This is a genomic window from Ensifer sp. R1-3 (assembly GCF_056739175.1).
This window is the reverse complement of sequence record NZ_CP096515.1, coordinates 3,262,092-3,286,663: the sequence shown is the minus strand read 5'-3', so window position 1 is coordinate 3,286,663 and position 24,572 is coordinate 3,262,092. Positions and strand designations below refer to the sequence as shown.

Sequence of the window (24,572 nt, the reverse complement as noted above, 5' to 3'; positions counted from 1 at the left end):
AGTTGAGACGCGGGACGCGGGCGGAAAACCGCACACACTGTTCCTCATCCCGCTCTGGAACATTTCCACTTTTCACCGAATCGCGGAAATGCTCCGGCTTGCAAGGTTCAGACCTTGATCCAGGCGCCGTTGCGCTCCGAGGAACGCACGCAGGCATCGACGAAGGCCATGCCCTTCATGCCATCGTCTATCGTCGGATAGATGACAGAAGGATCCGCCTTCCCGCCGTTGCGCTTGGCGTAGATCGCCCGCGCCGCTTCCGAATAGATATTGGCGAAGCCTTCGAGGTAACCCTCGGGGTGGCCGGACGGAATGCGCGATACGCGTGCCGCCGCCGGCGAGGCTCCTGCGCCGGCGCGCGTCAGCAGACGCTTCGGCTCGCCGAAGGGCGTGTACCAGAGGTAATTCGGATCCTTCTGCGTCCATTCGAGACCGCCCTTGGTACCGTAGACGCGTACCATCAGGCCGTTCTCGTGGCCGGGTGCCACCTGGCTGCACCAGAGCATGCCCTTGGCGCGCGTTCCGTCCTTTTCCCTGAAGCGCATCAGCACATGCGCATTGTCGTCGAGCTGCCGCCCGCCAACGAAGCTGTCGAGATCGGCGGCGAGCTCCTCGAGCTCGAGCCCGGAAACGAAGCAGCCGAGATTATAGGCATGCGTGCCGATGTCGCCGGTCGAGCCGCCGGCGCCGGAGCGCGCCGGGTCGGTGCGCCAGGCGGCCTGCTTCTGACCGGACTGCTCGATATTCTCGGTCAGCCAGTCCTGCGGATATTCCATCTGCACGAGGCGGACGGCGCCGATGTCGCCATTCTCAATCATTTCGCGCGCCTGGCGCACCATCGGATATCCGGTGTAGTTGTGCGTCAGCACGAAGAGCGCATCGCTTTCGTCGGCCGCCTTCTTGAGCTTCTTCGCGTCGGCGAGCGTCGACGTCAGCGGCTTGTCGCAGATGACGTGGATGCCGCGCTTCAGGAATTCCTTGGCAGCAGCATAGTGAACATGGTTAGGGGTGACGATCGCCACCGCCTCGATGCCGTTCTTCAGCTTCGCCTCACGGATCGCCATTTCCTTGAAATCCGAATAGACACGCGATGGATCGAGCCCGAGCTCGCGGCCCGAAGCCTCGGCCTTCTCCGGCGTCGACGAGAGCGCGCCGGCGACAAGCTCGTAGTGATCGTCGAGCCTGGCGGCGATCCGATGCACCGCGCCGATAAAGGCGCCCGATCCGCCCCCCACCATGCCGAGCCGAATGCGCTTCTGACGTGTTTCCGTACTGCTTCCCTCGATAGCCATCGTTCTTTCTCTCCTGAAGAGTTCGCGTGAATTGCCGTCACTGCCCCTCCCCAACCCCTCCCCACAAGGGGGAGGGGCTCACTTGTGCCGAGCCGCTCCATCCATGTTTCGACGGATTCGCAATTATCGACGTCGTGATTAATGCCGGCGGAAGCCACAGGGTAAGCCCCTCCCCCTTGTGGGGAGGGGTTGGGGAGGGGTTTTCACTTAGATTCCCAGCATCCGCCGGTTCGCCGCCTCGTCGGTGCCGCTGTCGGCGAAATCGTCGAAGGCCTTTTCGGTGACGCGGATGATATGCGCCTTCACGAACTCGGAGCCTTCGCGCGCGCCGTCTTCCGGATGTTTCAGGCAGCATTCCCACTCGACCACGGCCCAGCCGGCAAAATCATTGGCGGCCATCTTCGAGAAGACGGCCCCGAAATCCACCTGACCGTCGCCGAGCGAGCGGAAGCGGCCGGCGCGGTTCACCCAGCTTTGATAGCCGCCATAGACGCCCTGGCGTCCGGTCGGATTGAACTCCGCGTCCTTGACGTGGAACATCCGGATGCGGTCCTTGTAGATGTCGATATTCTCGAGATAGTCGAGGCACTGCAGCACATAGTGAGACGGGTCGTAGAGCATGCAGGCGCGGGCATGGTTGCCGGTGCGCTCCAGGAACATCTCATAGGTGATGCCGTCGTGCAGGTCCTCGCCCGGATGGATCTCGTAGCACACGTCGACGCCGCAATCCTCGGCGTGGTCGAGGATCGGCTTCCACCGCCGCGCGAGCTCGTCAAAGGCGGTCTCCACCAGGCCCGCCGGGCGCTGCGGCCACGGATAGACGAAGGGCCAGGCGAGTGCGCCGGAAAAGCTTGCCATCGCACCGAGGCCAAGGTTCTTCGAGGCGGTCAGCGCCAGCTTCACCTGCTCGACCGCCCACTCCTGGCGCGCCCTGGGATTGCCGCGAACTTGCGGAACGGCGAAACCGTCGAAAGCCTCGTCATAGGCGGGATGCGCCGCAACGAGCTGGCCCTGGAGGTGGGTCGAAAGCTCGGTGATCTCGACGCCGTTGTCGCGCGCCTTGCCGGCGACCTCGTCGCAATAGGTCTTCGATTCCGCAGCCTTCTTCAGGTCGAAGAGCCGGCCGTCCCAGCTCGGGACCTGCACCCCCTTATAACCGCAATCGGCTGCCCATTTGGTGATCGAATCCCAAGAATTGAAGGGTGCGGCATCGCCGGCGAATTGCGCAAGAAACAGCCCCGGTCCTTTGATCGTCTTCATATAACTTCCTCCCTGATGGAGCGGTGTCCGATGTGTCGGCCCTGCGGCCGACCGTTGACTTCCAGTGCTTCCGGCCCGCGAATTCGCAGCGGCTGATACACCTGCAACGTTGCAGGAGCCAGAAGCTAGCAGATTCTTCGCGAGGGGCAATCGGCTTGCGCGCCCCTCGCGAAAAAGGATCTCCCGCGCCCGTCAGACGTAGCGGTTGACCACGTTTTCCAGAAGCTCCTGCCTGCCGGATTTCGGCTGCGGGTTGACGTCGGACTTGAGCACCCAGGCCTCGATCTCCTCGAGCGAGAAGCCGCCGTCGAGCATCTTCTTCGCCTCCGGCACGTTCCAGCCGGCATAGCGCGCTTCGAGCGGTGCGGAGAGCGCCTTGTCCTCGATCATCTTCGCGGCCGCCTTGAGGCCGCGCGCGCAGCAATCCATGCCGCCGATATGGCCGATCAGCAGGTCTTCGGGGTCGATCGACTGGCGGCGCAGCTTCGCGTCGAAGTTCGTGCCGCCGGTCTCGAAGCCGCCGCCCGCAAGCACGTGGTAATAGGCGAGCGCCATTTCCGGCACGTTGTTCGGGAACTGGTCGGTGTCCCAGCCGGACTGGTAGTCGTTGCGGTTCATGTCGATCGAACCGAAGATGCCGAGCGCATTGGCGAGCGCCAGCTCGTGCTCGAAGGAATGTCCGGCAAGGATCGCGTGGCCCTGCTCGATGTTGACCTTCACCTCGTTTTCGAGGCCGTATCTCTTGAGGAAGCCATAGACGGTCGCGACGTCGTAGTCGTACTGGTGCTTGGTCGGCTCCTGCGGCTTCGGCTCGATCAGGATCGTGCCCTTGAAGCCGATCCTGTGCTTGTATTCGACGACCAGGTTGAGGAAGCGGCCGAGCTGATCGAGCTCGCGCTTCAGGTCGGTGTTGAGCAGGGTCTCATAGCCCTCGCGTCCGCCCCAGAGCACATAGTTCTCGCCGCCCAGCCGCTGCGTCGCGTCGATGCAGGTCTTCACCGTCGCGGCGGCAAAGGCGAAGACGTCCGGGTCCGGGTTCGTCGCAGCCCCCGCCATGAAGCGGCGGTTGGAAAAGAGGTTCGCCGTGCCCCACAGCAGCTTGACGCCGGTCTCTTCCTGCTTCCCGGCGAAATAATCGACGATCGCGTTGAGATTGCTCGTGTTCTCGGCGAAGTTCCGCCCCTCCGGGCGCACGTCCGCGTCGTGGAAGCAGTAGTAGGGTACGCCAAGAAGCTGGAAGAATTCGAAGGCGACATCCGCCTTCAGCTTGGCGGCTTCCATCGAATCCTTGAACCAGGGGCGTTCGAAGGTCTGCCCGCCGAAGGGATCGCCGCCCGGCCAGACGAAGGTGTGCCAGTAGGCGACGGCGAAGCGCAGATGATCCTCCATCCGCTTGCCGAGGACGACGTCGTCCGGATTGTAATGGCGGAAGGCGAGCGGATTGGTGCTTTCCGGTCCCTCATATTTGATCTTGGCGATATCGCCGAAAAATCCCGTGCTCACGACAGTCTCCTCTCATGGATTGTGAATTGGCGGCACCGTTCGCGACGGAGCCGGCTATCGGGTGGAAGGCAGTTGGTGGATGCGCCGAAACTGCTCACAGCGCCGCTTCCTTTATCGCCGGATAAAGCCGGCGATAGCGTTGGTAAGCATCTTCATAGGCGGGCACGAGCGATGCCTCCGGCGCGATCGTTTCCGCCGTCTCGGGTGCGGTGCAGACCGCGGCCGGGTCGGCTCCGGTGGCGGCGATCAGGCCGAGCCGCGCCGCGCCGAAGGCAGCGCCGAAATCGCCGTCCGCGGGCAGGTCGACCGGCAGGTTCAGCGCGGTCGCGATCGAGCTCAGCCAGTAGCGCGAGCGCGAACCGCCGCCGATCGCCGTCACCCGCGTGAGCTTCGTGCCGGCCGCGCGCAGTGCCTCGAGACTGTCGCGGATCGCGAAGGAAACGCCTTCGAGCACCGCCTGCGTAAGCACCGCCCGGGAGCTTTCGTGCCCGAGGCCGGCAAAGACGCCGCGGATCGCCGCGTCGTTGTGCGGCGTGCGCTCGCCGGAGAGATAGGGAAGAAACGTCACGGAGCCCGGCGCCTTGAGGCTCTCGCCGAGTTCATTGGTGAGTTCTGCGGCACTCCGGCCGGCGATGCCGGAATGCCAGTTCAGCGCGTCCGTCGCCGAGAGGATCACGCCCATCTGGTGCCAGGTGTTGGGCAGCGCGTGGCAGAAGGCGTGGACGGCGCTCTCCGGGTTGGGGAGATAGCTTGCATTGGCCGCGAAAAGCACGCCGGAAGTGCCGAGCGAGACGAAGGCCTGCCCCTCCCCGACCGTCCCCATGCCGCAGGCCGAGGCTGCGTTGTCGCCCGCACCGCCGGCGATAACGACGCCAGGTCCCATCCCCCAACGCGCAGCGAGCTCCGGCCGCAAAGTCCCGGCTGCATCGGTGCCTTCGACGAGGTCCGGCATCTGCCGTTTTTCGAGATGAGTAGCGGCAAGCAGGCTCGCCGACCATTTGCGCTTGCCCGTATCGAGCCATGACGTGCCGGCCGAATCGGACATCTCCGACATATGCTCGCCGGTCAGCCAGAGGCGCAGGTAATCCTTCGGGAGCAGTACCCAGCGAACTCTGGCGAAGATCTCCGGCTCGTTTTCGCGCACCCAGGCGAGCTTAGGTGCGGTGAAGCCCGGAAAGACGATGTTGCCGGTCAGCGCCCGAAACTGCGGATCGCCGTCGAGCGCCGCCGCCTCGCGGAAGCTGCGGGTGTCGTTCCACAATATGCATGGCCGCAGCACCGCATCGCCTTCGTCGAGCAATGTCGCACCGTGCATCTGGCCGGAAAGGCCGATGCCGCGGACGGCTGCAAGCGCTTGCGCATGCGTTTCCCTCAACCGGGCGATCGCCTCCTCGGCGGCGCGGATCCAGTCAGCCGGATCCTGTTCCGACCAGCCGGGATGCGGCCGGTCGACGTCGAGCGCGCCGCTGGCGGAGCCGATGATCCGCTGCTCGCCGTCCATCAGCATGGCCTTGACGCCGGACGTGCCGAGATCCAGTCCGAGATACATGGTGTCCTCCTATTCCTGCTCGAGCGGCAGGTTGTCCTTCAGGAAAATATCGATGCGGATGCGCTCCTGCGCCGCGATGACCGGCAGCCCGTCCGCCTTTGCTTTCAGCACCCGGATGGCGCTTCTGACCTCATGGCCCGCATTCTGGTTGAGCAGCGCGTCGATCGTGCCGGAAAGAAGTCCGGCGCGGCTGTGCGGCGTCAACTCATGCGCGATCGTGCAAACGGCCCTTCCTTTGCCCGCCTTTTCGAGAGCGGCGACCAGGCCGCGATTGCCGGCACCGAGGCTGTAGATGCCGGCAAGGTCGGGATGCTGCCCGAGAAGCGCGCCGACGAGCGTCTCGACCAGAGACGGATTGTCCTGCCCCTCTATCACCGGCAGGATCCGGCGCGAGGCGAAATCCTCGCTCATGACAGCCTGGAAACCCTCCAGCCGATCACGATGGTCGCGTACCAGCATGGAGCCGGCGAGCACTGCGACCGGCCCTTCGCCGCCGCCGAGAAACCGGCCCATCAGGCTGCCGGCGGTACGGCCCGCGGCGACATTGTCGACGCCGGCGAAATGGTCGCGCCCCGACCCCGGCAGATCGGAGACCAGCGTAACGACGGCAATGCCGTCTTCGCGGAGCCGCTTTACCGCCTCCGTCACCTCCGGCGCGTCGACGGCAACCACCGCGACACCCGCCGGTCGGCGCTCACGCGCGTCGTGTAGTGCGGCGGCGAGCGCCGGTGCATCGAAGACCGGAACGGAAAGGATGGTGATATCCAGCCGCTCGGTCGCGGAACGCGACATCGCCGACCGCACCTCCGCCTCGAGACCGCGCATGAAGGAGTTTTCGCCGGCGGGCAGGATGAAGATCAGGGGATAGCTGCGGCTCTTGGCAAGATTGGCAGCGGCGACATCGCGAACATAACCGAGCGTGGCGATCGCGCGCTCCACCTTGCCCCGCGTGACGCTTCTCACGCCCGGACGATTGTTCAACACCCGGTCGACGGTGGCGAGACTGACGCCCGCCTCGGCGGCGATATCGTGAACTGTCGGTCGCATCTCTTCCTCCCGGAAAACCCATTAGAGGAATTTTTGATGTACGTAAATCAGAAAACTCCGGGCGGGCGATCGAATGGACGTTCCGGAATGTCGCTTCAATCGAAACGCTTGCTGAAGGCCTGCGTGAAGACGACGTGGCCATGCTCGCCCTCGGCCTCGCCGAAGGCTACATCCATGAAGCTGCCGGTCACGCGCACGACCGCGAAACCGCCGAGGAAGGCCGCCTTGGGCTTGAAGACGTCGATCTCGCCGACCCTGTAAGCCATAACGCGGTCATGCTCGTGCCCATGGAAGAGGCCGACGACATTGTAGCCCTGCAGGTGATCGAGCAGCGCCCGGCGCTCGTCGGCGCTCCACCAATGCGGCTCGCCCTCCCCCTTGTCGTCGAAGGTCTTTGCCGGCGGATCCCAGGCCTCGGTCGAAAACGCGTCCCAGCCATAATGCTGGAAGAGGACGACCGGCCGGCCATCGGCGGCATGGGAGGAGAGATCGCTCTTGAGCCACGGCAATCCGCTCACCGCGCCCTTGTTCTCGTCGCCTCCGAAACGCTGCAAGTGTACGAGATGAAGACCGCCCCAGTCCCAGGAATAGCTGTCCGATAGCGGATCGTAATTCGCGACCGGCACCGGCGGCTTGTAGAAAACGGTCCGGCGATGGGTAAGCTCGACATAGTCTCGCAGTTCCCGGCGATACCAGTCGGCATTCGGCGGCGGCCCGTCCTGGTCGAGGTCATGGTTTCCAAGGCCGACATAAACGGGAATGTGGATATGGTGCGGGCCCGGCGCCTGCTCGTATCGGCTCTGGAACTGCTGTAATTGCCGCCCCTCGCGGGGCTGGCGAACCTGGCCGCCGCCATCGTCGGTGATGTCGCCGCCGAGCACCAGACCGAGCGGACGCGAAATCCTCGTGCCCGCGCTGGCAAGGCCGCTCGGCTTTCCTCCAATGGCATGCGGCCAGTGCTGTGCCGCAAGTGCGTTCAGTGCGGCGACATGGCGCAAGAGGCTGGCGTCGGTCTTGCCCTCCGCGTCGCAGTTCGGCGCCAAGCCGTCCGTCGAAACGAGGCAGGCATGAATATCCGCAGCAAAGAGGAAGGTCACGTCGACCGGAGGGCCGGCTGCCCTTGGAAATCTGCCGCCCACCGTCATCGAGAGGCCGAATCCGACCGCACCGGCGAGGAACATCCGCCGCGAAGGCCGTAGGCAAGGACGATCGTTCATGCGCCGCCCGCGCGTTTGCTCCGCGCGCCTCCGACAGCTTCGACGAGACGGGATATTGCAGCGATCTCGAAAGCACGTAAAGCGGCGGAGCGGGATGCGGGCGGAAAACCGCGCACACTTTTCCTTATTCCGCGCTAGTGCCCGCCGCCTCCGGGGCCGGCGCCTTGTGGCTTGGCGATCATCAGGACGCCGGCGATCATCGACAGGAACAGGACGCTGAGCAATACGAACACGTCGATGAAGGACATGATCACCGCCTGCTGCTGGACCATCGCCGCCAGTTGCTTGACCGCAGCCGTGGTTCCGTCGAGGCCGTGTGCAGTGAAGGTCGAGGCGATGTTGCGCATCCGCTCGACGGCGACCGGGTTGCCCCATTCCACGTGCTCGGCGAGCCGGGCGTAGTGGAAATCCTGGCGCTGCGTGAGGATCGTGTTGATGACCGCCAACCCGACCGCGCCACCGAGGTTACGCGTCAGGTTGTAGAGTCCCGACGCATTGCGGATGCGCGCCGGCGGCAGGGTGCCGAGCGCGATATTGTTGATCGGCACCATGCAGAGCATCAGCGAGCAGCCGCGCAGAATCTGCGGAACGAGCAGCTCCCAGAAATCCCAGTCGGCGGTCATCTGGCTCATCAGCCAGGTGCCCGCGGCAAAGCCGGCAAAGCCGATGGTCATCATCGCCCGCGCGTCCATTCGCCCGGCGAGGAAGCCCGCAACCGGCGCCGTCAGGAACATGGCGAGACCCGAGACGAACATGGTTTCGCCGATCATCAGCGAGTCGTAGCCGCGGATACGCCCGAGATAGAGCGGATAGAGATAGGTGAGCCCGTAAAGGCCGATCCCCATGACGAAGGAGAAGAGCGAGCCGAAGGTGAAGTTGCGGTTGGCGAACGCCTTGAGATCGACGACCGGGAAATCGACCTTGAACGCCCGATAGAAGAAGACGACGGCGGCGACCGTGGTGGCGACGGCACCCATGACGATGTGCTCGTCGTTGAACCAGTCATTGGCATTGCCTTCCTCCAGCACGTATTCGAGCGAGCCGAGAAAGATCGCCATGGAGAGAAGTCCCCACCAGTCGAACTTCTTGATCAATCCGAGTTCCGGCTTGTCGAAATCGATGAAGATCCAGGTGACCGTCGCGACGATGATGCCGGGAATGACGTTGATGAGGAACAGCCAGTGCCAGGAAAAGGCATGGCTCAGATAGCCGCCGACCGTCGGGCCGATGGTCGGCGCAAGCGTCGCGATGAGCCCGATGATCGGCGAGACGACGTTGCGCTTGGACGGCGGGAATATGGTGAAGGCTGCGGCAAAGACCGACGGGATCATGCCGCCGCCGATAAAGCCCTGGATCGCCCGGTAGACAATCATCTGTTCGATATTGGTGGCCGTGGCGGCAAGAGCGCTGGCCGCCGTGAATCCGGCCGCGGCCACGGAGAAGAGCACCCGCGTCGAGACGATGCGGGCAAGCGTGCCCGAGAGCGGGATCATGATGACTTCCGCGATCAGATAGGCGGTCTGCACCCAGCCGATCTCGTCAGACCCGGCCGACAGGCCCGCCTGGATCTCGGCGAGCGAGGCGGAGACGATCTGGATGTCGAGGATCGCCATGAACATGCCGACGACCATCGCGAAAAAGGCGATGAGCCGCCGCGGGTCCATATGCTCCTCGGCCTTGGGTAGGCTCGGCGCAGCCGCGCCCGCTGTTGCTGTTGCGGCCATTTCCGCCACTCCTCAGGCCTGCAGCCCTTTACTTCGCCGCAGCGACCTTCGACTGTTCCGGTGCGGTGCGGGTATCGACGTCGACGACGACGCTCAGCCCCGCGCGCAGGTGCCCTTCCGCCAGCACATCGGCCGGCAGCGTGATGCGCACCGGAACGCGCTGGATGACCTTGGTGAAGTTGCCCGTCGCGTTTTCCGCCGGCAGCAGCGAGAAGACCGAACCGGAGGCCGGCGAGATCGATGCGACGGTGCCTTCGATCGGGTGATCCTCATAGGCGTCGACATGGATCTCAACCTTGGAGCCCGGCACCAGATGCGCGATCTGCGTCTCCTTGAAATTGGCGTCGATATAGAGCTGATCGGTCGGCACGAGCGCGGCGAGCCGCTGGCCGGCAGAGACGAGATCGCCGACCTGGACCGCGACATTGCCGATGACACCGTCATAGGGCGCCTTGAGTATGGTGAAGCCCAGGTCGCGGTCTGCCTTGTCCCGGGCAAGCTCCAGCGAGCGGATCGTGCTTTCCGCTTCCATCCGCTGGGCCTCGAGCACGGTGATATTGGCCTTGGCCGCAGCGATATTGGCCTCGGCACCGGCTAGATTTGCGCGCGCCTGATCGAGCGCGACCTGGGCGCTGTCGCGCGATGCATCCGTCCCGAACGACTTCGACTGCAGCTCGCTGGCGCGCTTCTGTGCCAGTTCGGCGCCGCGGACGGTCGCCTCAAGCGCCTTCTTCTGTGCTTCGGACTGAGCGAGGCTCGCCTTTGCGCCGGAGATCTGCGCGTCGAAACGGCTGAGGGCGAGCTTCTGCGTGGCGATCTGCGCCTCGGCCTGCTCGGCCGCGATGCGGTAATCTCCGTCGTCGAGCGTCACCAGCGGATCGCCAGCCTTCACATGCTGGTTGGCGACCACGTCGACCTTGGCGACATAGCCGGACACCTTGGGCGAAATCGTCGCGATGTCCCCTTCTATATAAGCGTCGTCCGTCGAGACCAGGAAACGGCCGTTGGTCCACCAATCATAGCCGTACCAGCCGGCGGCACCGAGGAGCATGAGACCCAGCACCGGAAGGATTTTGCGGCGCTTCTTCGGGGACGCAGCGATCTCCGCGTCCGCTTGTCCTGCGGCTGCGGCCTCGCCGGTCCCGGGGCTCTTGGCCTCGGCCGAGTGAGTATCCATTACTTCGAAATCATCGCCGACGGGACGGACACGGGCAGCGCTGGAAGAGCTGGAAGCGGACATGGACCACCAATTGGATTGAGATTGAACTGAACCGTTCGGTTCGATTGAGCTTGACATAGAGCCTTTCGCGCCGCATATCAAGAGGAAATCGAACCGGTCGGTTCGATTTCGATGAAGTTGACGAAAAGTTTTGTCCGCACCCGCAGTTTTTCCCGGAATTGTCTGCGATAGTGATTTTGGACAGAATGCGTCTGCGGTCACCGCGACGCGCGCGATCAAAGGAGTGGATACGTCCGGCAGCCATGGTATCAGCGAAGAGCGCAGAGCAGGAAAAGACCCTGCAGGACCGGCTGGAGCATCCCCAGCAGGAAAACCCTTCAGGCGGAGGGCGGCACGCGGCCGGCGAGGACCCGGTCAAACGGGAGCGGATTCTCGACGGTGCCAAACGCGTTTTCATGCGGAGCAGTTTCGACGCGGCCAGCATGAACGACATCACGCGCGAGGCCGGCGTTTCCAAGGGGACGCTCTACGTCTATTTCGAGAACAAGGAAGACCTGTTCACGGCGCTCATCGCGCGCGAGCGGAACATTATCGTCAACAGCGTCAAGCAGTCGTTGAACGGCAATGAACCGATCGAGGAGGCGCTTCACGCTTTCGGCGTGAAGCTGGTGACGAGCATAACGTCGGACTACACGATCCGCGCGATGCGCACGGTACTCGGCGTGATCGACCGGATGCCCCGGCTGGCGCAGCGCTTCTTCACCGCGACGCCGGAGAACGGATACACCGTGCTCAAGGCCTATCTCGACCAGCAGGTGTCGGCAGGCATGCTCTCGATCGAAGACACGGAAATAGCCGCAAAGCAGTTCATCGATCTCGCCATGGCCGGAATGTTCAAGGGCCGTCTTTTCGGCATGTGCGATGCCGTCTCGGCCGAAAGCATCGAAAAGAACGTCAGATCCGCCATCCGCGTTTTCCTGGCCGCCTACGGAAAGACGACGGGCAAGGAGTAAAAGCGACGGTGCCTTGCCGCCGCGACATGCCGTACCATCTTCCTGCAATCCAGCAATTGCGATCAAACGCGCTCGCCTGAAAGGCCGTAAGACCTTGCGTGTCCACAAAGGGAGTGACGATGAGTGCCATCGGAAGGGCGATCTGGTTCATTGAAAGCCATTTCGCCGAGGATATATCACTGGATGATGTCGCCGCGGCCGCCGGCCTTTCGCGCTATCATCTTTCGCGCGTATTCGGGCTTTCGGCCGGCCGCTCGATCAGTGCCTATATCCGCGGCCGGCGTTTAAGCGGCGCCGCGCTTGCCCTCGCCAACGGCACATCCAGCATTCTCGAAGTGGCCCTCGAGGCGGGCTACGGCTCGCACGAGGCTTTCACCCGTGCCTTTCGCGAGCAGTTCGGGGTGACGCCCGAGTCGATACGCAAGCAGAGGCACGTCCGCAATGTCGAGCTTTTGGAGCCGATCAGAATGGACGACGCACGCACTTTGAAGATCGAACCGCCGCGCTTCGAGGAAAGCCCGGGGCTTCTTCTCGCCGGTCTCGCAGAGACCTATGACTACAACCGCACCGAAGGCATCCCTTCCCTCTGGCAGCGTTTCAACGCCTATTTCGGCAGCATTCCCGGTCAGCACGGCAATATCGCCTATGGCGTCTGCACCCAGTCGGACGGCGAAGCGGGCCGCTTCCGCTACATGGCTGCGGCCGAGATACGGGACGCCGAGGCGCTGCCCAGCGGCTTTTCGACACTCAAGCTGCCCCGGCAGCGTTACGCGATCTTTGTCCATCGCGGGCACATTTCCGGCATCGCCAACACGGCCCACCACATTTTCACGACCTGGTTTCCGCAGTCCGGCTATCGGCACGGCGAATTGCCCGACCTGATGGAACGCTACGACGAGCGCTTCGATCCGCATTCCGGCATGGGTGCGGTCGAGATCTGGGTGCCACTGAAGGGCTGATTTCCGGTGCACGGACGGGTGCAGCCGGCTTTCCTTCGAGAATTCCACCTTTTCGATCACCTGGAGCCGACAACGTCGCCGCGAAAGCGCGGCGGCGCTTGCGACTTTCGCAAGTATCCCTAAATACTGCGCGATCTGTCGTGTCCCGAAAAGGAAAAGTTGCCGATGCAGGAAATCCTCACGCTTGCTCAAAGCCCCGAGGCTTGGATCGCCCTCATCACACTCATCGTAATGGAGGTGGTCCTCGGCATCGACAACCTCATTTTCATCTCGATCCTCACCAACAAGCTGCCGCCGGAAAACCGCGTCAGCGCCCGGCGCATCGGCATCGGCCTTGCACTCATCATGCGGCTGGCCCTGCTCGGCACCATCGCCTGGATCGTTCAACTGACGCAGCCGGTGTTCGAGGCCTTCGGCCACGGTTTTTCCTGGAAGGACATGATCCTGATCGCCGGCGGGCTCTTCCTCGTCTGGAAGGCGACCAAGGAAATCCACCACAGTGTCGATCCGAGCGATCATGAGGAGGATTTCATCGCCAGCTCCGCGATCAACAGCTTCGCGGCCGCCATCGGCCAGATCCTGCTTCTCGACCTCGTCTTCTCGGTCGACAGCATCATCACCGCCGTCGGCATGACCCCGCATCTGCCGATCATGGTCGTCGCCGTCGTCGTCGCCGTGACCGTCATGCTGGTTGCAGCGAACCCGCTTGCGAACTTCATCGAGAGAAATCCGACGATCGTCATGCTGGCGCTGGCCTTTCTCCTGATGATCGGCACGACCCTGATCGCCGAAGGCATGGGCTTCCACGTGCCGAAGGGCTACGTCTATGCGGCCATGGCCTTCTCCGCACTGGTCGAGGTTCTCAACATGGTCGCCCGCAACGCGCGCATGAAGCGGCAGACCGCAAGAACGAAATAGAAGCACGACACAACGAGGCCCGCATCGCGTTGCGGGCCTTCGCGGTGATCTTTGCTCGTTGCGGGCGGCGAGACGACGACATTGCCGCTCGCGGCTTTCCGTTGACATGCAGGGCTTTCTATGGTCTCACGCCTGCCGACTGGAATTGCCTGGCTAAACCGCTGGTGCGGAACCCTTGCGGGCCTTTCCTTCCCATAAAATGCGCGCCCGCAAGCTGGAAAGCACTCCGGCAAAGGGCCCCGAAAGCACGTCAAGACGGGCAAAGACAATGGCAGATTCTGCAGTCCGGGTGCGTATCGCACCTTCCCCCACCGGCGAGCCGCATGTCGGCACCGCCTATATCGCGCTCTTCAACTATCTCTTCGCCAAGAAGCACGGCGGCAAATTCATCCTGCGCATCGAGGACACGGATGCGACGCGCTCGACGCCGGAATTCGAGAAGAAGGTGCTCGACGCGCTGAAGTGGTGCGGACTGGAATGGTCGGAAGGCCCCGATATCGGCGGGCCCTACGGCCCCTATCGCCAGAGCGACCGCAAGGACATCTACAAGCCCTACGTCGAGAAGATCGTCGCGAACGGCCACGGTTTCCGCTGTTTCTGCACGCCCGAGCGGCTGGAGCAGATGCGCGAGGCGCAGCGCGCCGCCGGCAAGCCGCCGAAATATGACGGCCTCTGCCTCAGCCTCTCGGCCGAGGAAGTGACGTCGCGCGTCGACGCCGGCGAGCCGCACGTCGTGCGCATGAAGATCCCGACCGAGGGCTCCTGCAAGTTCCGCGACGGCGTCTATGGCGATGTCGAGATCCCGTGGGAAGCCGTCGACATGCAGGTGCTGCTCAAGGCCGACGGCATGCCGACCTATCACATGGCGAACGTCGTCGACGACCATCTGATGAAGATCACCCATGTCGCACGCGGCGAGGAGTGGCTCGCCTCGGTGCCGAAGCACATTCTGATCTATCAGTATCTGGGTCTCGAGCCGCCTGTCTTCATGCATCTGTCGCTGATGCGCAATGCCGACAAGTCGAAACTGTCGAAGCGCAAGAACCCGACCTCCATCTCCTACTACACGGCGCTCGGCTACCTGCCGGAAGCGCTGATGAACTTCCTCGGGCTGTTCTTCATCCAGATCGCCGAAGGCGAAGAACTGCTGACGATGGAGGAGCTGGCGGAGAAATTCGATCCGGAAAACCTGTCCAAGGCCGGTGCGATCTTCGACATCCAGAAGCTCGACTGGCTGAACGCGCGCTGGATCCGCGAGAAGCTCTCCGAAGAGGAATTCGCAGCCCGCGTCCTCGCCTGGGCGATGGACAACGAGCGGCTCAAGGAAGGTCTGAAGCTCTCTCAGACCCGCATTTCGAAGCTCGGCGAACTGCCCGATCTCGCCGCCTTCCTCTTCAAGTCGGATCTCGGCCTGCAGCCCGCCGCCTTTGCCGGCGTGAAGGCCTCGCCCGAGGAGATGCTCGAAATCCTGAACACCGTCCAGCCGGATCTCGAAAAAATCCTGGAATGGAACAAGGAATCGATCGAGACGGAGCTGCGCGCCAGCGCCGAGCGCATGGGCAAGAAGCTGAAAGCCGTGGTGGCGCCGCTCTTCGTCGCCTGCTCGGGCTCGCAGCGCTCGCTGCCGCTGTTCGATTCGATGGAACTGCTCGGCCGTTCGGTCGTGCGCCAGCGGCTGAAGGTCGCCGCGCAGGTCGTCGCCTCCATGGCGGGCAGTGGAAAGTAAGGACGAGACCATGACCGACAAGACACAGGCAGCCGGCCTTTCCTCCGACGCGACGGAAGTGCGCTCCCAGAAGCTCGACCTGCTGCGTCAGCAGATCGGCGACGTCTACCCCGCGCATTTCCACCGTACGCTCACCAATGCGGAACTCGCGGAGAAATATGCCGGGCTGGAGCCCGATACCGAAAGCGGCGAAACGGTAACCGTTGCCGGCCGCGTTTTCTCCTCGCGCAATTCCGGCATGTTCATGGATCTTCATGACGCCTCCGGCAAGATCCAGATCTTTTCGCACAAGGATACGGCACCGGAAGAGGCGCGCGCGCTTCTGCCGATGATCGATCTCGGCGACATCATCGGGGTCACCGGAGAGGTGCGCCGCACCAAGCGCGGCGAACTGACCGTCAATGCCAAAGAGATCACCATGCTCTGCAAGTCGCTCCTGCCGATGCCGGAGAAGTATCACGGGCTTGCCGATATCGAGACGCGCTACCGCAAGCGCTACCTCGACATCATGGTCAACGAGGAATCGAAGCTGCGCTTCCAGCAGCGAAGCCGCATCGTGTCGAGCCTGCGCCGATTCCTCGAGGACGAAGGCTTCATGGAAGTGGAGACGCCGATGCTGCAGCCGATCTACGGCGGCGCGACGGCCGAGCCCTTCAAGACGCATCACAACACGCTGAAGCTCGACATGTATCTGCGCATCGCGCCCGAGCTTTACCTGAAGCGCATTCTCGTTTCCGGCCTGACGGACAAGGTCTTCGAGATCAACCGCAACTTCCGCAACGAAGGCGTCTCGACCCGGCACAATCCTGAATTCACCATGATGGAGTGCTACTGGGCCTATGCCGACTACGAGGACGTGATGGGTCTCGTGGAGCGCATGTTCGAGACCCTGGCGCTTGCGGTTCACGGCAAGACGGAATTCGAGTTCGGCGACAAGCAGCTCTCCTTCAAGGGGCCGTTCCCGCGCGTCTCTATGCCGGCGGCCGTCAAGGACGCGACCGGAATCGATTTCCTTGCCCTCAAGAGCGACGAGGAGGCCCGGCAGGCGGCTCGCGACGCCGGTGTCGAGATCGAGAAGGACGCGACCTGGGGCGAAGTGCTCGCCTTCCTCTTCGAGGAGAAGGTCGAAGCGACCTTGATCCAGCCTGCTCATGTCATCCACTTCCCGAAGGACATCTCGCCCTTCGCCAAGGAGGTGCCGGGCGAGCCGCGGCTCGTCGAGCGCTTCGAGACCTATTGCAACGGCTGGGAGATCGGCAACGCCTTTTCCGAGCTCAACGACCCGGTCGAGCAGCGCGCCCGCATGGTCGAGCAGATGGAACAGGCGCATGCCCGCGGCGAGAAGGAAAAGACGCTGGACGAGGACTTCCTCGATGCCATGGACCAGGGCATGCCGCCCGCCGGGGGATTGGGGATCGGCGTCGACCGGCTGATCATGCTGCTCACCAACTCGCCGTCGATCCGCGACATCATCCTCTTCCCGGCCCGCCGCCAGAAGGCCGATTGACACTTTGGAGCTGGCCCGTCCCCACACGGGGCGGGGGCTAGGCGCCCGCGGTTCCCGACCGGTGCCATTCGCAGCGTCCGAGCGTGCGGTGCGTTGAGAGTCGGTGGATCAGGCGCGGCAAGTTAAGCCCCTCCCACCTGTGGGAAGGGGTTGGGGAGGGGCTCTTCCCTTAATGACTCGCTTGCTCCTCGGCCGGCGCAACGGCCGCGACATCGCCCGTTGCCGACGGATCGATGCACATCGAGCGATCGTCCATCTTGGCCATGATGACGCGGACGTCGTCCAGTTCGAGCGTCACGACCTTGCCGTGGAACCTGCCGGCAGCGTTGGCCGCGGCCTCGTTATAGGAGGCGCGGAAGGGTTCATCCATACCGGGCACGCTCCGCGGACCGGGGGCGAAGAGCACCTCCGCGCCGATCGCCGCGCCGCGCACGCTTGCGCGATCCTCCGGACCTGCCGCATCGAGCACGACCACCTGATAAAGATCGGCCTCCTCCTTTTTGGCGAGGGCGCCTGCGACGCGAAGGGCGGTCCTGATCCGATCCGGCCCGCTTGCCCGGTCCGTCTTCACATGCATGCGGATCCAACGCTGCCCCTTATGGTCGAGCTTCAAGGTCCGGAGCGCCGTGCAGTCGAGACCGGAAACGGAAGGTCCCGCGAAGCGGGTCAGTATCTTGTCCCGACCGACATAGACCGCGGCACCGCCGGATGCGGCGGAGACCCCGAAGGCGGCGGACAGGATGATCACCAGCCGCTTCGAAGGGCGCAACTTGCTGAGAATGGCCTTCAAGGGGTGGCTCCGCTGTCGTCGTAAAGGGTCGCAAGAAAGGCCCGCAGGCGTCTTCGAAGATAGACGAACCACCTTTCGGAAAGTTTAAGCGGAGCCTCCGGCAGGCGGTCAGCGATTGACTTTCGCCCGCAGCTTGTCCATTGCGCCATGGACAACGTCGCTGTAGGCGGGAATTCCCCGGAACCAGGGAAGAGGCGGTATGCACAAGGTTATTTTCGATACGGATCCGGGCGTCGACGATGCGATGGCCCTCCTCTTTCTGCACCGTCACCCGGCGATAGAGCTGGTCGGCATCACCACGGTCTTCGGCAATGCCTCGATCGAGACGACGACGCGCAATGCGTTGTTCCTCAAAGGGGCATGGAATATTGCCGCACCGGTTGCCAAGGGCATCGGCGAGACGCTCGATGCCGGCCGGCCGCATGTCGGATGGCCGACAGGCATTCACGGCGATGACGGGCTCGGCAATATCGATGTGCCGGCGCAGATAGACCTGCCGCTCGACCCTCGTCCTGCCCACCGCTTCATCATCGACACGGTGCGCGCCAATCCCGGGCAAGTGACGCTCGTCGCCGTCGGCCGGATGACCAACCTGGCGCGCGCATTGCGCGACGATCCGGAAATCGCCACCCTCGTCAAGGCGGTAGTGATCATGGGGGGCGCCTTCGATGTTCCCGGCAACATCACGCCGGCGGCGGAAGCGAATATCCACGGCGACCCGGAAGCGGCCGATGTGGTGATGACGGCGCCATGGCCGGTGACCGTCATCGGTCTCGACGTGACGACGAAGACGGTGATGAGCCGTGCCATGCTCTCCGATATCGCCGAACGCGGCGGCGCACCGGCGAGGCTTCTTTCCGACATCTCGCAATTCTACATCGACTTCTACGAGCACCATGTGGATGACGGCATGATCGTGCACGACAGCTGCGCCTGCGCCTATGTCGTCGCGCCCGAACTCTTCCAGACCCGCAGCGGCGCCATCCGAGTGCTTTGCGGCGGCATCGCCGATGGCCAGACCGTTCAAAAGCCGGATGCACGCCTGTTTCCACCGAACGCCTGGGACGGCTTCCCAAGCCAGCAGGCGTGCATCGGAATCGATGCCGAAGCGGTGCTGAAACTCATCGGCGATACGCTCGCGGGCGACAATTGAAGCTTGAGGTGTTCAACCCTGCCCCTCACCCTAACCCTCTCCCCGCGCGCGGGGCGAGGGGACACGGTTGTGCATCTGCGTCAGCCTCGACGAACCAAAGCGAACTCGTCCCCTCGCCCCGCTTGCGGGGAGAGGGTTAGGGTGAGGGGCGAAACCCGAGGAGAGCCCTCACCCTTGTGGGGAGGGGTCCCCCGCGGTTGCAACGAAAAACTTGGCTCCGATAGCTGGCAGATGCGCTGCCGCCGGCTATGTTTATCCGTATGAAGCCGGACGCGTTGCTCTTTCCCGCCCCCAAGGGTCTCTACTGCCAACACGGGGATTTCTATATCGACCCGGTGCAACCGGTCGAACGGGCACTCATCACCCACGGACATTCCGACCATGCGCGCGCCGGACATGGCCATGTGCTCGCGACGCGCGAGACGCTCGACATCATGCGCCTGCGATATGGTGACGACTTCTGCGGCGCGAGCGACGTGGCGCGCTTCGGCGAAACGATTTCGATCGGCGGCGTGCGTGTCCGTTTCCACCCGGCCGGCCATGTGCTCGGCTCGGCGCAGATCTCCGTCGAGGCGGACGGAACGCGGATCGTGGTTTCCGGCGACTACAAGCGACGGCCCGATCCGACCTGCCCATCCTTCGAGCCGGTCGCCTGCGACGTCTTCATCACGGAAGCGACCTTCGGCCTGCCGGTATTCCACCACCCGGACGACAAGGGAGAGATCGCCCGGCTCCTCCAGTCTCTCCGGCAATTTCCCGAGCGCGCGCATGTGGTCGGCGCCTACGCCCTCGGCAAGGCACAACGCCTCATCGCGCTCATACGCCAGCAGGGCTACGACGAACCGATTCACATCCATGGCGCACTCGCCAGGCTCTGCGAATATTACCAGAGCCAGGGGATCGATCTCGGCGACATCCGTCCGGCAACGCTCGGTCCGGAAAACCGGCAGGACCTCGCCGGTGCCATCGTTCTCGGGCCTCCGGCGGCTTTTGCCGAGCGATGGGCGCGCCGTTTCGCCGATCCGCTGGCCATCTTCGCCTCCGGCTGGATGCTCATCCGCCAGCGCGCCAAGCAGCGCGGCGTCGAGCTGCCGCTCGTCATCTCCGATCATTGCGACTGGGCCGAGCTCACGGCCACGATCCGCGAAATCGCGCCTGCCGAAGTCTGGGTCACGCATGGCCGCGAGGAGGCGCTGGTCCGCTGGTGCCAGTTGCAGGGCATACCCGCACGGCCATTGCACCTTGTCGGATACGACGATGAGGGAGAGTGAGCGATGAAAGCATTCGCCGAACTGCTCGACCGGCTCGTGCTGACGCCGCAGCGAAACGCCAAGATCCGGTTGCTCGTCGACTATTTCCGCGGCGCACCCGATCCGAGCCGCGGCTATGCGCTGGCAGCGATCGCGGGGACGCTCTCGCTCAACACGGTGAAGCCTGCCCTCATTCGCGACCTGTTGCTCGAGCGCATGGACGACGTGCTGTTCCACTATTCCTACGACTATGTCGGCGACCTCGCGGAAACGGTCTCTCTCGCCTGGGAGCCGCCGCCGGACGTCGCCCTTCAGGACATTCCGCTCGGCGAGGTTGTCGAGCGGCTGCAGCGGGCCGGCCGCTCCGAGGTCCGTTCGCTCGTCCGCGACTTTCTGGACCGGCTCGACACCTCCGGCCGCTTCGCCCTCCTGAAGCTCGCGACAGGAGGCTTGCGCATCGGGGTCTCGGCACGGCTCGCGAAGCAGGCGCTGGCGGAGATGGGCGGCAAGGAGGTGAGCGAGATCGAAACGCTCTGGCACGGATTGGAGCCGCCATACCTGCCCCTTTTCCTCTGGCTCACCGGTGAGGCGGAGATGCCGGTGCTCAAGACACCTGCGGTCTTTCATTCGGTGATGCTCGCAACAGCGGTCGGCGATGGCGATCTCGACGGGCTCGATCCGGCCGACTTCACGGCCGAGTGGAAATGGGACGGCATCCGCGTCCAGCTCGCCAATGTCGGCGGGGCTCGACGCCTCTATTCGCGCAGCGGCGACGAGATATCCTCGGCCTTTCCCGAGATCATCGAAGCTGCCGATATCACGGGCGTCATCGACGGCGAGCTTCTGGTCGGCGGAACGATGCGCAGCAACCGCGCCACGGGCACATTCGCAGACCTGCAGCAAAGGCTGAACCGCAAGACCGTCAGCCGCAAGCTGATGGACGAGTATCCGGCCTTCATCCGTGCCTACGACATTCTCTTTTCCGGCGAGCGCGATATCAGGCCCGAGCCCTTTCGTGTGCGCCGCGAAGCCCTGTCGTCGCTGATCGAAGCGGCCTCGCCGCAGCATTTCGATCTCTCGCCGCTCGTCGGCTTTTCAAGCTGGAAGGAGCTCGACGAGCTGCGCTCCAGCCCGCCCGCTCCGGTTATCGAAGGCGTCATGCTGAAACGGCTGGATTCGCCCTATATGGCCGGACGGGCCAAGGGGCCGTGGTTCAAGTGGAAGCGGGCGCCCTTCAATATCGACGCCGTACTGATGTATGCCCAGCGCGGCCACGGCAAGCGGTCCAGCTATTACTCCGATTTCACCTTCGGCGTCTGGGCGGAGGGTGAAGACGGCACGAGCCTCGTTCCCGTCGGCAAGGCCTATTTCGGCTTTACCGATGCCGAGCTCGAGGTTCTCGATCGCTTCGTGCGCGACAATACGGTCGAACGCTTCGGTCCCGTGCGCGCGGTGCGCGCCGAACCCGACAGCGGCTTCGTCGTCGAGGTTGCCTTTGAAGGCCTCAACCGCTCCACGCGTCACAAATCCGGGGTAGCCATGCGCTTCCCGCGGATTGCCCGCCTCAGACCCGACAAGCTGCCTCGCGACGCCGACAGGCTCGAGACACTGCAGGCGATGATGGGAACGCAACGCTGAAGCGTTTGCTACCACGCCTTACCGAGAGCTATTTCAGGAACCCCGAATGAAGGTTTGTTAAGGAGAGTCTGGAATTATCCGGCTTGCTGCATGCCGTCCCCGCCTCCTTTTGGGCGCGCCTCGTCCTGGAATTGCTCTTTTGAAGCCGCACCATGCCATGTCCCCTCTGTCGCGCTTTCTCACCCCCAGCTACCTTCCGGCCGTCATCGCGGCCCTTGTCGTGGTCGTTGCCGGGGTTCTCGCCGACAATCAGAACCGGATCGTTTCGGAAGCGCGGCTGCGCTCCGAAGTCGCCGACGCGCTCAACCCGATACGCTCCAGCCTCGAGAGCAGCGTCAATGGCAATATCCAGTTGGTCCGGGGCCTGATCGCCACGATCGAGACCGAACCCGACATGCAGCAGCAGCGCTTCGCAGAGCTCGCACGCAGCGTCTTCGGCGCGGGATCGCAGCTCCGCAACATCGCCGCCGCGCCGGGACTGGTGGTCGCGATGGTCTACCCGCTGACGGGCAATGAGAAGGCGATCGGCCTCGATTACCGCACGAACGACAAACAACGCAGTTCCGTCATGCGCGCGGTGGCATCCGGAGAGATGGTGCTCGCGGGCCCGGTCGACCTCGTGCAAGGCGGTCGCGGGCTGATCGGCCGCTTTCCCGTAACCACCGGTCCGGAAGGCGGCCGCCGCTTCTGGGGCGTCGTTTCAGCGGTGATCGATGTCGATCGCCTTTATCGCGACAGTGGCCTTTCATCGCCGGCGCTCGACATCGACATCGCCATTGCCGGCCGCGACGGCACGGGGCGCGGCGGCCCGCATTTCTTCGGCGACCCGGCAATCTTCGAAAACGCCCCTGTCGAGATGAGCGTATCCTTGCCCGGCGGTTCCTGGCGCATGGCCGCGATCCCCAAAGGCGGGTGGCCGACGACACCGCAGAATGCCTGGCAGGTCCGCTTCCTCATCGCATTCGGCGGCCTGATGATCGTCGCTCCGATGATCGTCGCCGGCCGCCTCATGGCGGAGCGGCAGGCGAACTTTCGCGCATTGAGGCAGAGCAAGGATCAGCTTCAGGAGCTTTCGCACCGGTTGAGGATCGCGCTCGACACTTCGAAGATCGGCATATGGGAGCTCGACGTCGACAGCGGCACGCTCCTGTGGGACAGCCGCATGAAGGAGCTCTATGGTATCGGATCGTCGATGCGCGAGGTCTACGAGGACTGGCGGAACACGCTTCATCCGGACGATCTCGCCCGTGCCGAGGCGGAATTCGCCGGAACGCTCGCCACGGGCGGCGCATACAACACGGAATTCCGCATCCGCCTTCCGGATGGGGAAGTCCGCCACATCCGTGCGATCGGCTCGACCTATGCCGGCACGAACGGCAACAGGAAGATCGTCGGCGTCAACTGGGACGTGACGGCCGACGTGAAGACACGCGCGACGCTTTCGGAGGCCAAACGCCTCGCCGAGGCCCACAGTGCCGAGTTGGAGGCGGCGCGCCATCGCATGGAATTCAACGCCCTGCACGATCCATTGACCGGCCTGCCCAATCGCCGCTTCCTGGACCAGATTCTCTTCGACCGCAGCCGACGGGCCGACGCAAAGGCGAAGATCAGCATCTTCCATATCGACCTCGACCGTTTCAAGCAGATCAACGACACGATGGGCCATGCAGCCGGCGACGAGATCCTGAAGCATGCGGCAAGCCTTTTGCGGGACAATGCACGCCAGGACGACTTCGTCGCCCGCATCGGCGGCGACGAGTTCGTCATCATTCGCGCAAGCGGCGGCTGCGACGAAGACGCGGCGCTGGCTTCCCGCGTGATCGAGGCGATGAGCGTTCCGGTCCGCTACGAAGATCAGGAATGCCGCATCGGCGTGAGCATCGGCATTGCCGCTCAAACCGATGCGGCGGATGACCTTTCCCAGGTCCTCGTCAACGCCGATATCGCCCTCTACGAGGCCAAGCGCCGCGGCCGCAACCGCCACGAGACCTTTACGGGCGCACTGAAGACCGCCGTGCTCCAGACGAAACAGACGGCCGACGAGATCCTGCGCGGTCTCGAGCAGAACGAATTCGTCGCATATTTCCAGCCGCAGTTCTGTCCGAGCTCGCTCGACATCATCGGCGTCGAGGCACTCGCGCGATGGGATCATCCCACCAAGGGGCTCCTCGGTCCGCACGCCTTTCTCAAGACGGCGGAGGACATCAACGTCGTCGCGGCGATCGATCAGAAGATCCTCGAACAGGCGCTCTTTCAGATCTATCGCTGGGAGGCAAACGGCATCTATGTGCCGAAGGTGTCGGTCAACCTCTCCTATCCGCGCCTGAGAGACGAGGGACTGATCGCCCGGCTGGAGGCGCTCTCCATACCCGAGGGGCGGCTTTCCTTCGAACTGCTCGAATCGATTTCCTTTGACGAAAACGATGTGACGGTCATGTCCAACATCCGGCGCATCAAGGAACTCGGCATCGACATCGAGATCGACGACTTCGGTACCGGCTATGCCTCGATCCTGAGCCTGCTGAAGCTGACGCCACGCCGCCTGAAGATAGATCGGCAACTGGTGCTGCCTATTCTCTCCTCTCCGGCGGAGCGCCGGCTCGTGGCATCGATCATCGACATCGGCACATCGCTCGGGATCGAAGTGATCGCCGAAGGTGTCGAAACGCTCGAGCACGCCCGCATCCTCAAGGAAATGGAATGCCATGGTCTGCAGGGCTACGCCTTCGCCCGGCCGATGAACGCCAACGATCTTGCCACTTTCGTCTTCGAGCGGCGGTGGCGCGCCGCTTGACCGGTATCCGGCCCTCGCCTTCAGAGGCGGACTGCACATACGCGGCTTTTTC

General features: G+C 63.7%; 18 protein-coding genes. 9 read left to right on the top strand and 9 right to left on the bottom strand.

The window, feature by feature from the left end; translation table 11 throughout:
• Positions 1-107: 107 nt before the first annotated feature.
• The 8 genes from M1D43_RS15585 to M1D43_RS15550 form a co-directional block, all read right to left on the bottom strand.
• A complete protein-coding gene (locus tag M1D43_RS15585) occupies positions 108-1,292 on the bottom strand; it encodes a Gfo/Idh/MocA family protein (protein WP_153313053.1) in 1,185 nt (394 codons plus the stop codon).
• A 207-nt stretch (positions 1,293-1,499) separates the two neighbouring features.
• The gene (locus tag M1D43_RS15580) at positions 1,500-2,552 is read right to left on the bottom strand and encodes a sugar phosphate isomerase/epimerase family protein (protein ID WP_013844859.1); all 1,053 of its coding nucleotides are present in this window, start codon (positions 2,550-2,552) and stop codon (positions 1,500-1,502) included.
• Positions 2,553-2,744: 192 nt separating this feature from the next.
• Complete coding sequence (gene xylA, locus M1D43_RS15575; protein ID WP_318853653.1) at positions 2,745-4,055, bottom strand: xylose isomerase; 1,311 nt, start codon at positions 4,053-4,055, stop codon at positions 2,745-2,747.
• Between the two features lie 94 nt (positions 4,056-4,149).
• On the bottom strand, positions 4,150-5,604 hold the full coding sequence (gene xylB / locus M1D43_RS15570; RefSeq protein ID WP_153313054.1) for a xylulokinase: 1,455 nt from the start codon (positions 5,602-5,604) through the stop codon (positions 4,150-4,152).
• 9 nt (positions 5,605-5,613) lie between these two features.
• A complete protein-coding gene (locus M1D43_RS15565; RefSeq protein WP_153313055.1) occupies positions 5,614-6,651 on the bottom strand; it encodes a LacI family DNA-binding transcriptional regulator in 1,038 nt (345 codons plus the stop codon).
• Positions 6,652-6,746: 95 nt separating this feature from the next.
• Positions 6,747-7,832, bottom strand: a complete 1,086-nt coding sequence (locus M1D43_RS15560; protein ID WP_153313072.1) for a metallophosphoesterase — start codon at positions 7,830-7,832, stop codon at positions 6,747-6,749.
• Positions 7,833-8,002: 170 nt separating this feature from the next.
• Positions 8,003-9,592 carry a DHA2 family efflux MFS transporter permease subunit gene (locus M1D43_RS15555; protein ID WP_153313056.1) on the bottom strand — a complete coding sequence of 530 codons (1,590 nt, stop codon included), beginning with the start codon at positions 9,590-9,592 and terminating at the stop codon, positions 8,003-8,005.
• Between the two features lie 28 nt (positions 9,593-9,620).
• Positions 9,621-10,832 (bottom strand): HlyD family secretion protein, encoded by a 1,212-nt coding sequence (locus M1D43_RS15550; RefSeq protein ID WP_153313057.1) that lies wholly within the window; start codon positions 10,830-10,832, stop codon positions 9,621-9,623.
• Between the two features lie 242 nt (positions 10,833-11,074).
• Here M1D43_RS15550 and M1D43_RS15545 point away from each other — a divergent pair, with 242 nt between their 5' ends.
• The 5 genes from M1D43_RS15545 (at position 11,075) to lysS (ending at position 16,895) form a co-directional block, all read left to right on the top strand.
• Positions 11,075-11,785 carry a TetR/AcrR family transcriptional regulator gene (locus M1D43_RS15545; protein WP_003528863.1) on the top strand — a complete coding sequence of 237 codons (711 nt, stop codon included), beginning with the start codon at positions 11,075-11,077 and terminating at the stop codon, positions 11,783-11,785.
• A 119-nt stretch (positions 11,786-11,904) separates the two neighbouring features.
• Positions 11,905-12,744 carry an AraC family transcriptional regulator gene (locus M1D43_RS15540; RefSeq protein WP_003528861.1) on the top strand — a complete coding sequence of 280 codons (840 nt, stop codon included), beginning with the start codon at positions 11,905-11,907 and terminating at the stop codon, positions 12,742-12,744.
• A gap of 165 nt (positions 12,745-12,909) precedes the next feature.
• On the top strand, positions 12,910-13,662 hold the full coding sequence (locus M1D43_RS15535; RefSeq protein WP_003528859.1) for a TerC family protein: 753 nt from the start codon (positions 12,910-12,912) through the stop codon (positions 13,660-13,662).
• A 268-nt stretch (positions 13,663-13,930) separates the two neighbouring features.
• Entirely contained in the window at positions 13,931-15,388 is a 1,458-nt protein-coding gene (gene gltX, locus M1D43_RS15530; RefSeq protein WP_127595789.1) for a glutamate--tRNA ligase, read from the top strand.
• A 10-nt stretch (positions 15,389-15,398) separates the two neighbouring features.
• Positions 15,399-16,895: a lysine--tRNA ligase gene (gene lysS, locus M1D43_RS15525; protein ID WP_003528855.1), complete on the top strand. Its 1,497-nt coding sequence runs from the start codon at positions 15,399-15,401 to the stop codon at positions 16,893-16,895.
• A 169-nt stretch (positions 16,896-17,064) separates the two neighbouring features.
• Here the strand turns inward: lysS and M1D43_RS15520 are convergent, their stop codons facing one another.
• Entirely contained in the window at positions 17,065-17,685 is a 621-nt protein-coding gene (locus M1D43_RS15520) for a hypothetical protein (RefSeq protein WP_153313058.1), read from the bottom strand.
• A 199-nt stretch (positions 17,686-17,884) separates the two neighbouring features.
• Here M1D43_RS15520 and M1D43_RS15515 point away from each other — a divergent pair, with 199 nt between their 5' ends.
• The 4 genes from M1D43_RS15515 (at position 17,885) to M1D43_RS15500 (ending at position 24,520) form a co-directional block, all read left to right on the top strand.
• Positions 17,885-18,838 carry a nucleoside hydrolase gene (locus M1D43_RS15515; RefSeq protein WP_153313059.1) on the top strand — a complete coding sequence of 318 codons (954 nt, stop codon included), beginning with the start codon at positions 17,885-17,887 and terminating at the stop codon, positions 18,836-18,838.
• A 260-nt stretch (positions 18,839-19,098) separates the two neighbouring features.
• On the top strand, positions 19,099-20,109 hold the full coding sequence (locus tag M1D43_RS15510) for a ligase-associated DNA damage response exonuclease (RefSeq protein WP_003528849.1): 1,011 nt from the start codon (positions 19,099-19,101) through the stop codon (positions 20,107-20,109).
• A gap of 3 nt (positions 20,110-20,112) precedes the next feature.
• Positions 20,113-21,726, top strand: coding sequence for a cisplatin damage response ATP-dependent DNA ligase (locus M1D43_RS15505; protein WP_153313060.1), 1,614 nt, complete (start codon positions 20,113-20,115; stop codon positions 21,724-21,726).
• 157 nt (positions 21,727-21,883) lie between these two features.
• The gene (locus tag M1D43_RS15500) at positions 21,884-24,520 is read left to right on the top strand and encodes a bifunctional diguanylate cyclase/phosphodiesterase (RefSeq protein ID WP_153313073.1); all 2,637 of its coding nucleotides are present in this window, start codon (positions 21,884-21,886) and stop codon (positions 24,518-24,520) included.
• Positions 24,521-24,572 lie beyond the last annotated feature (52 nt).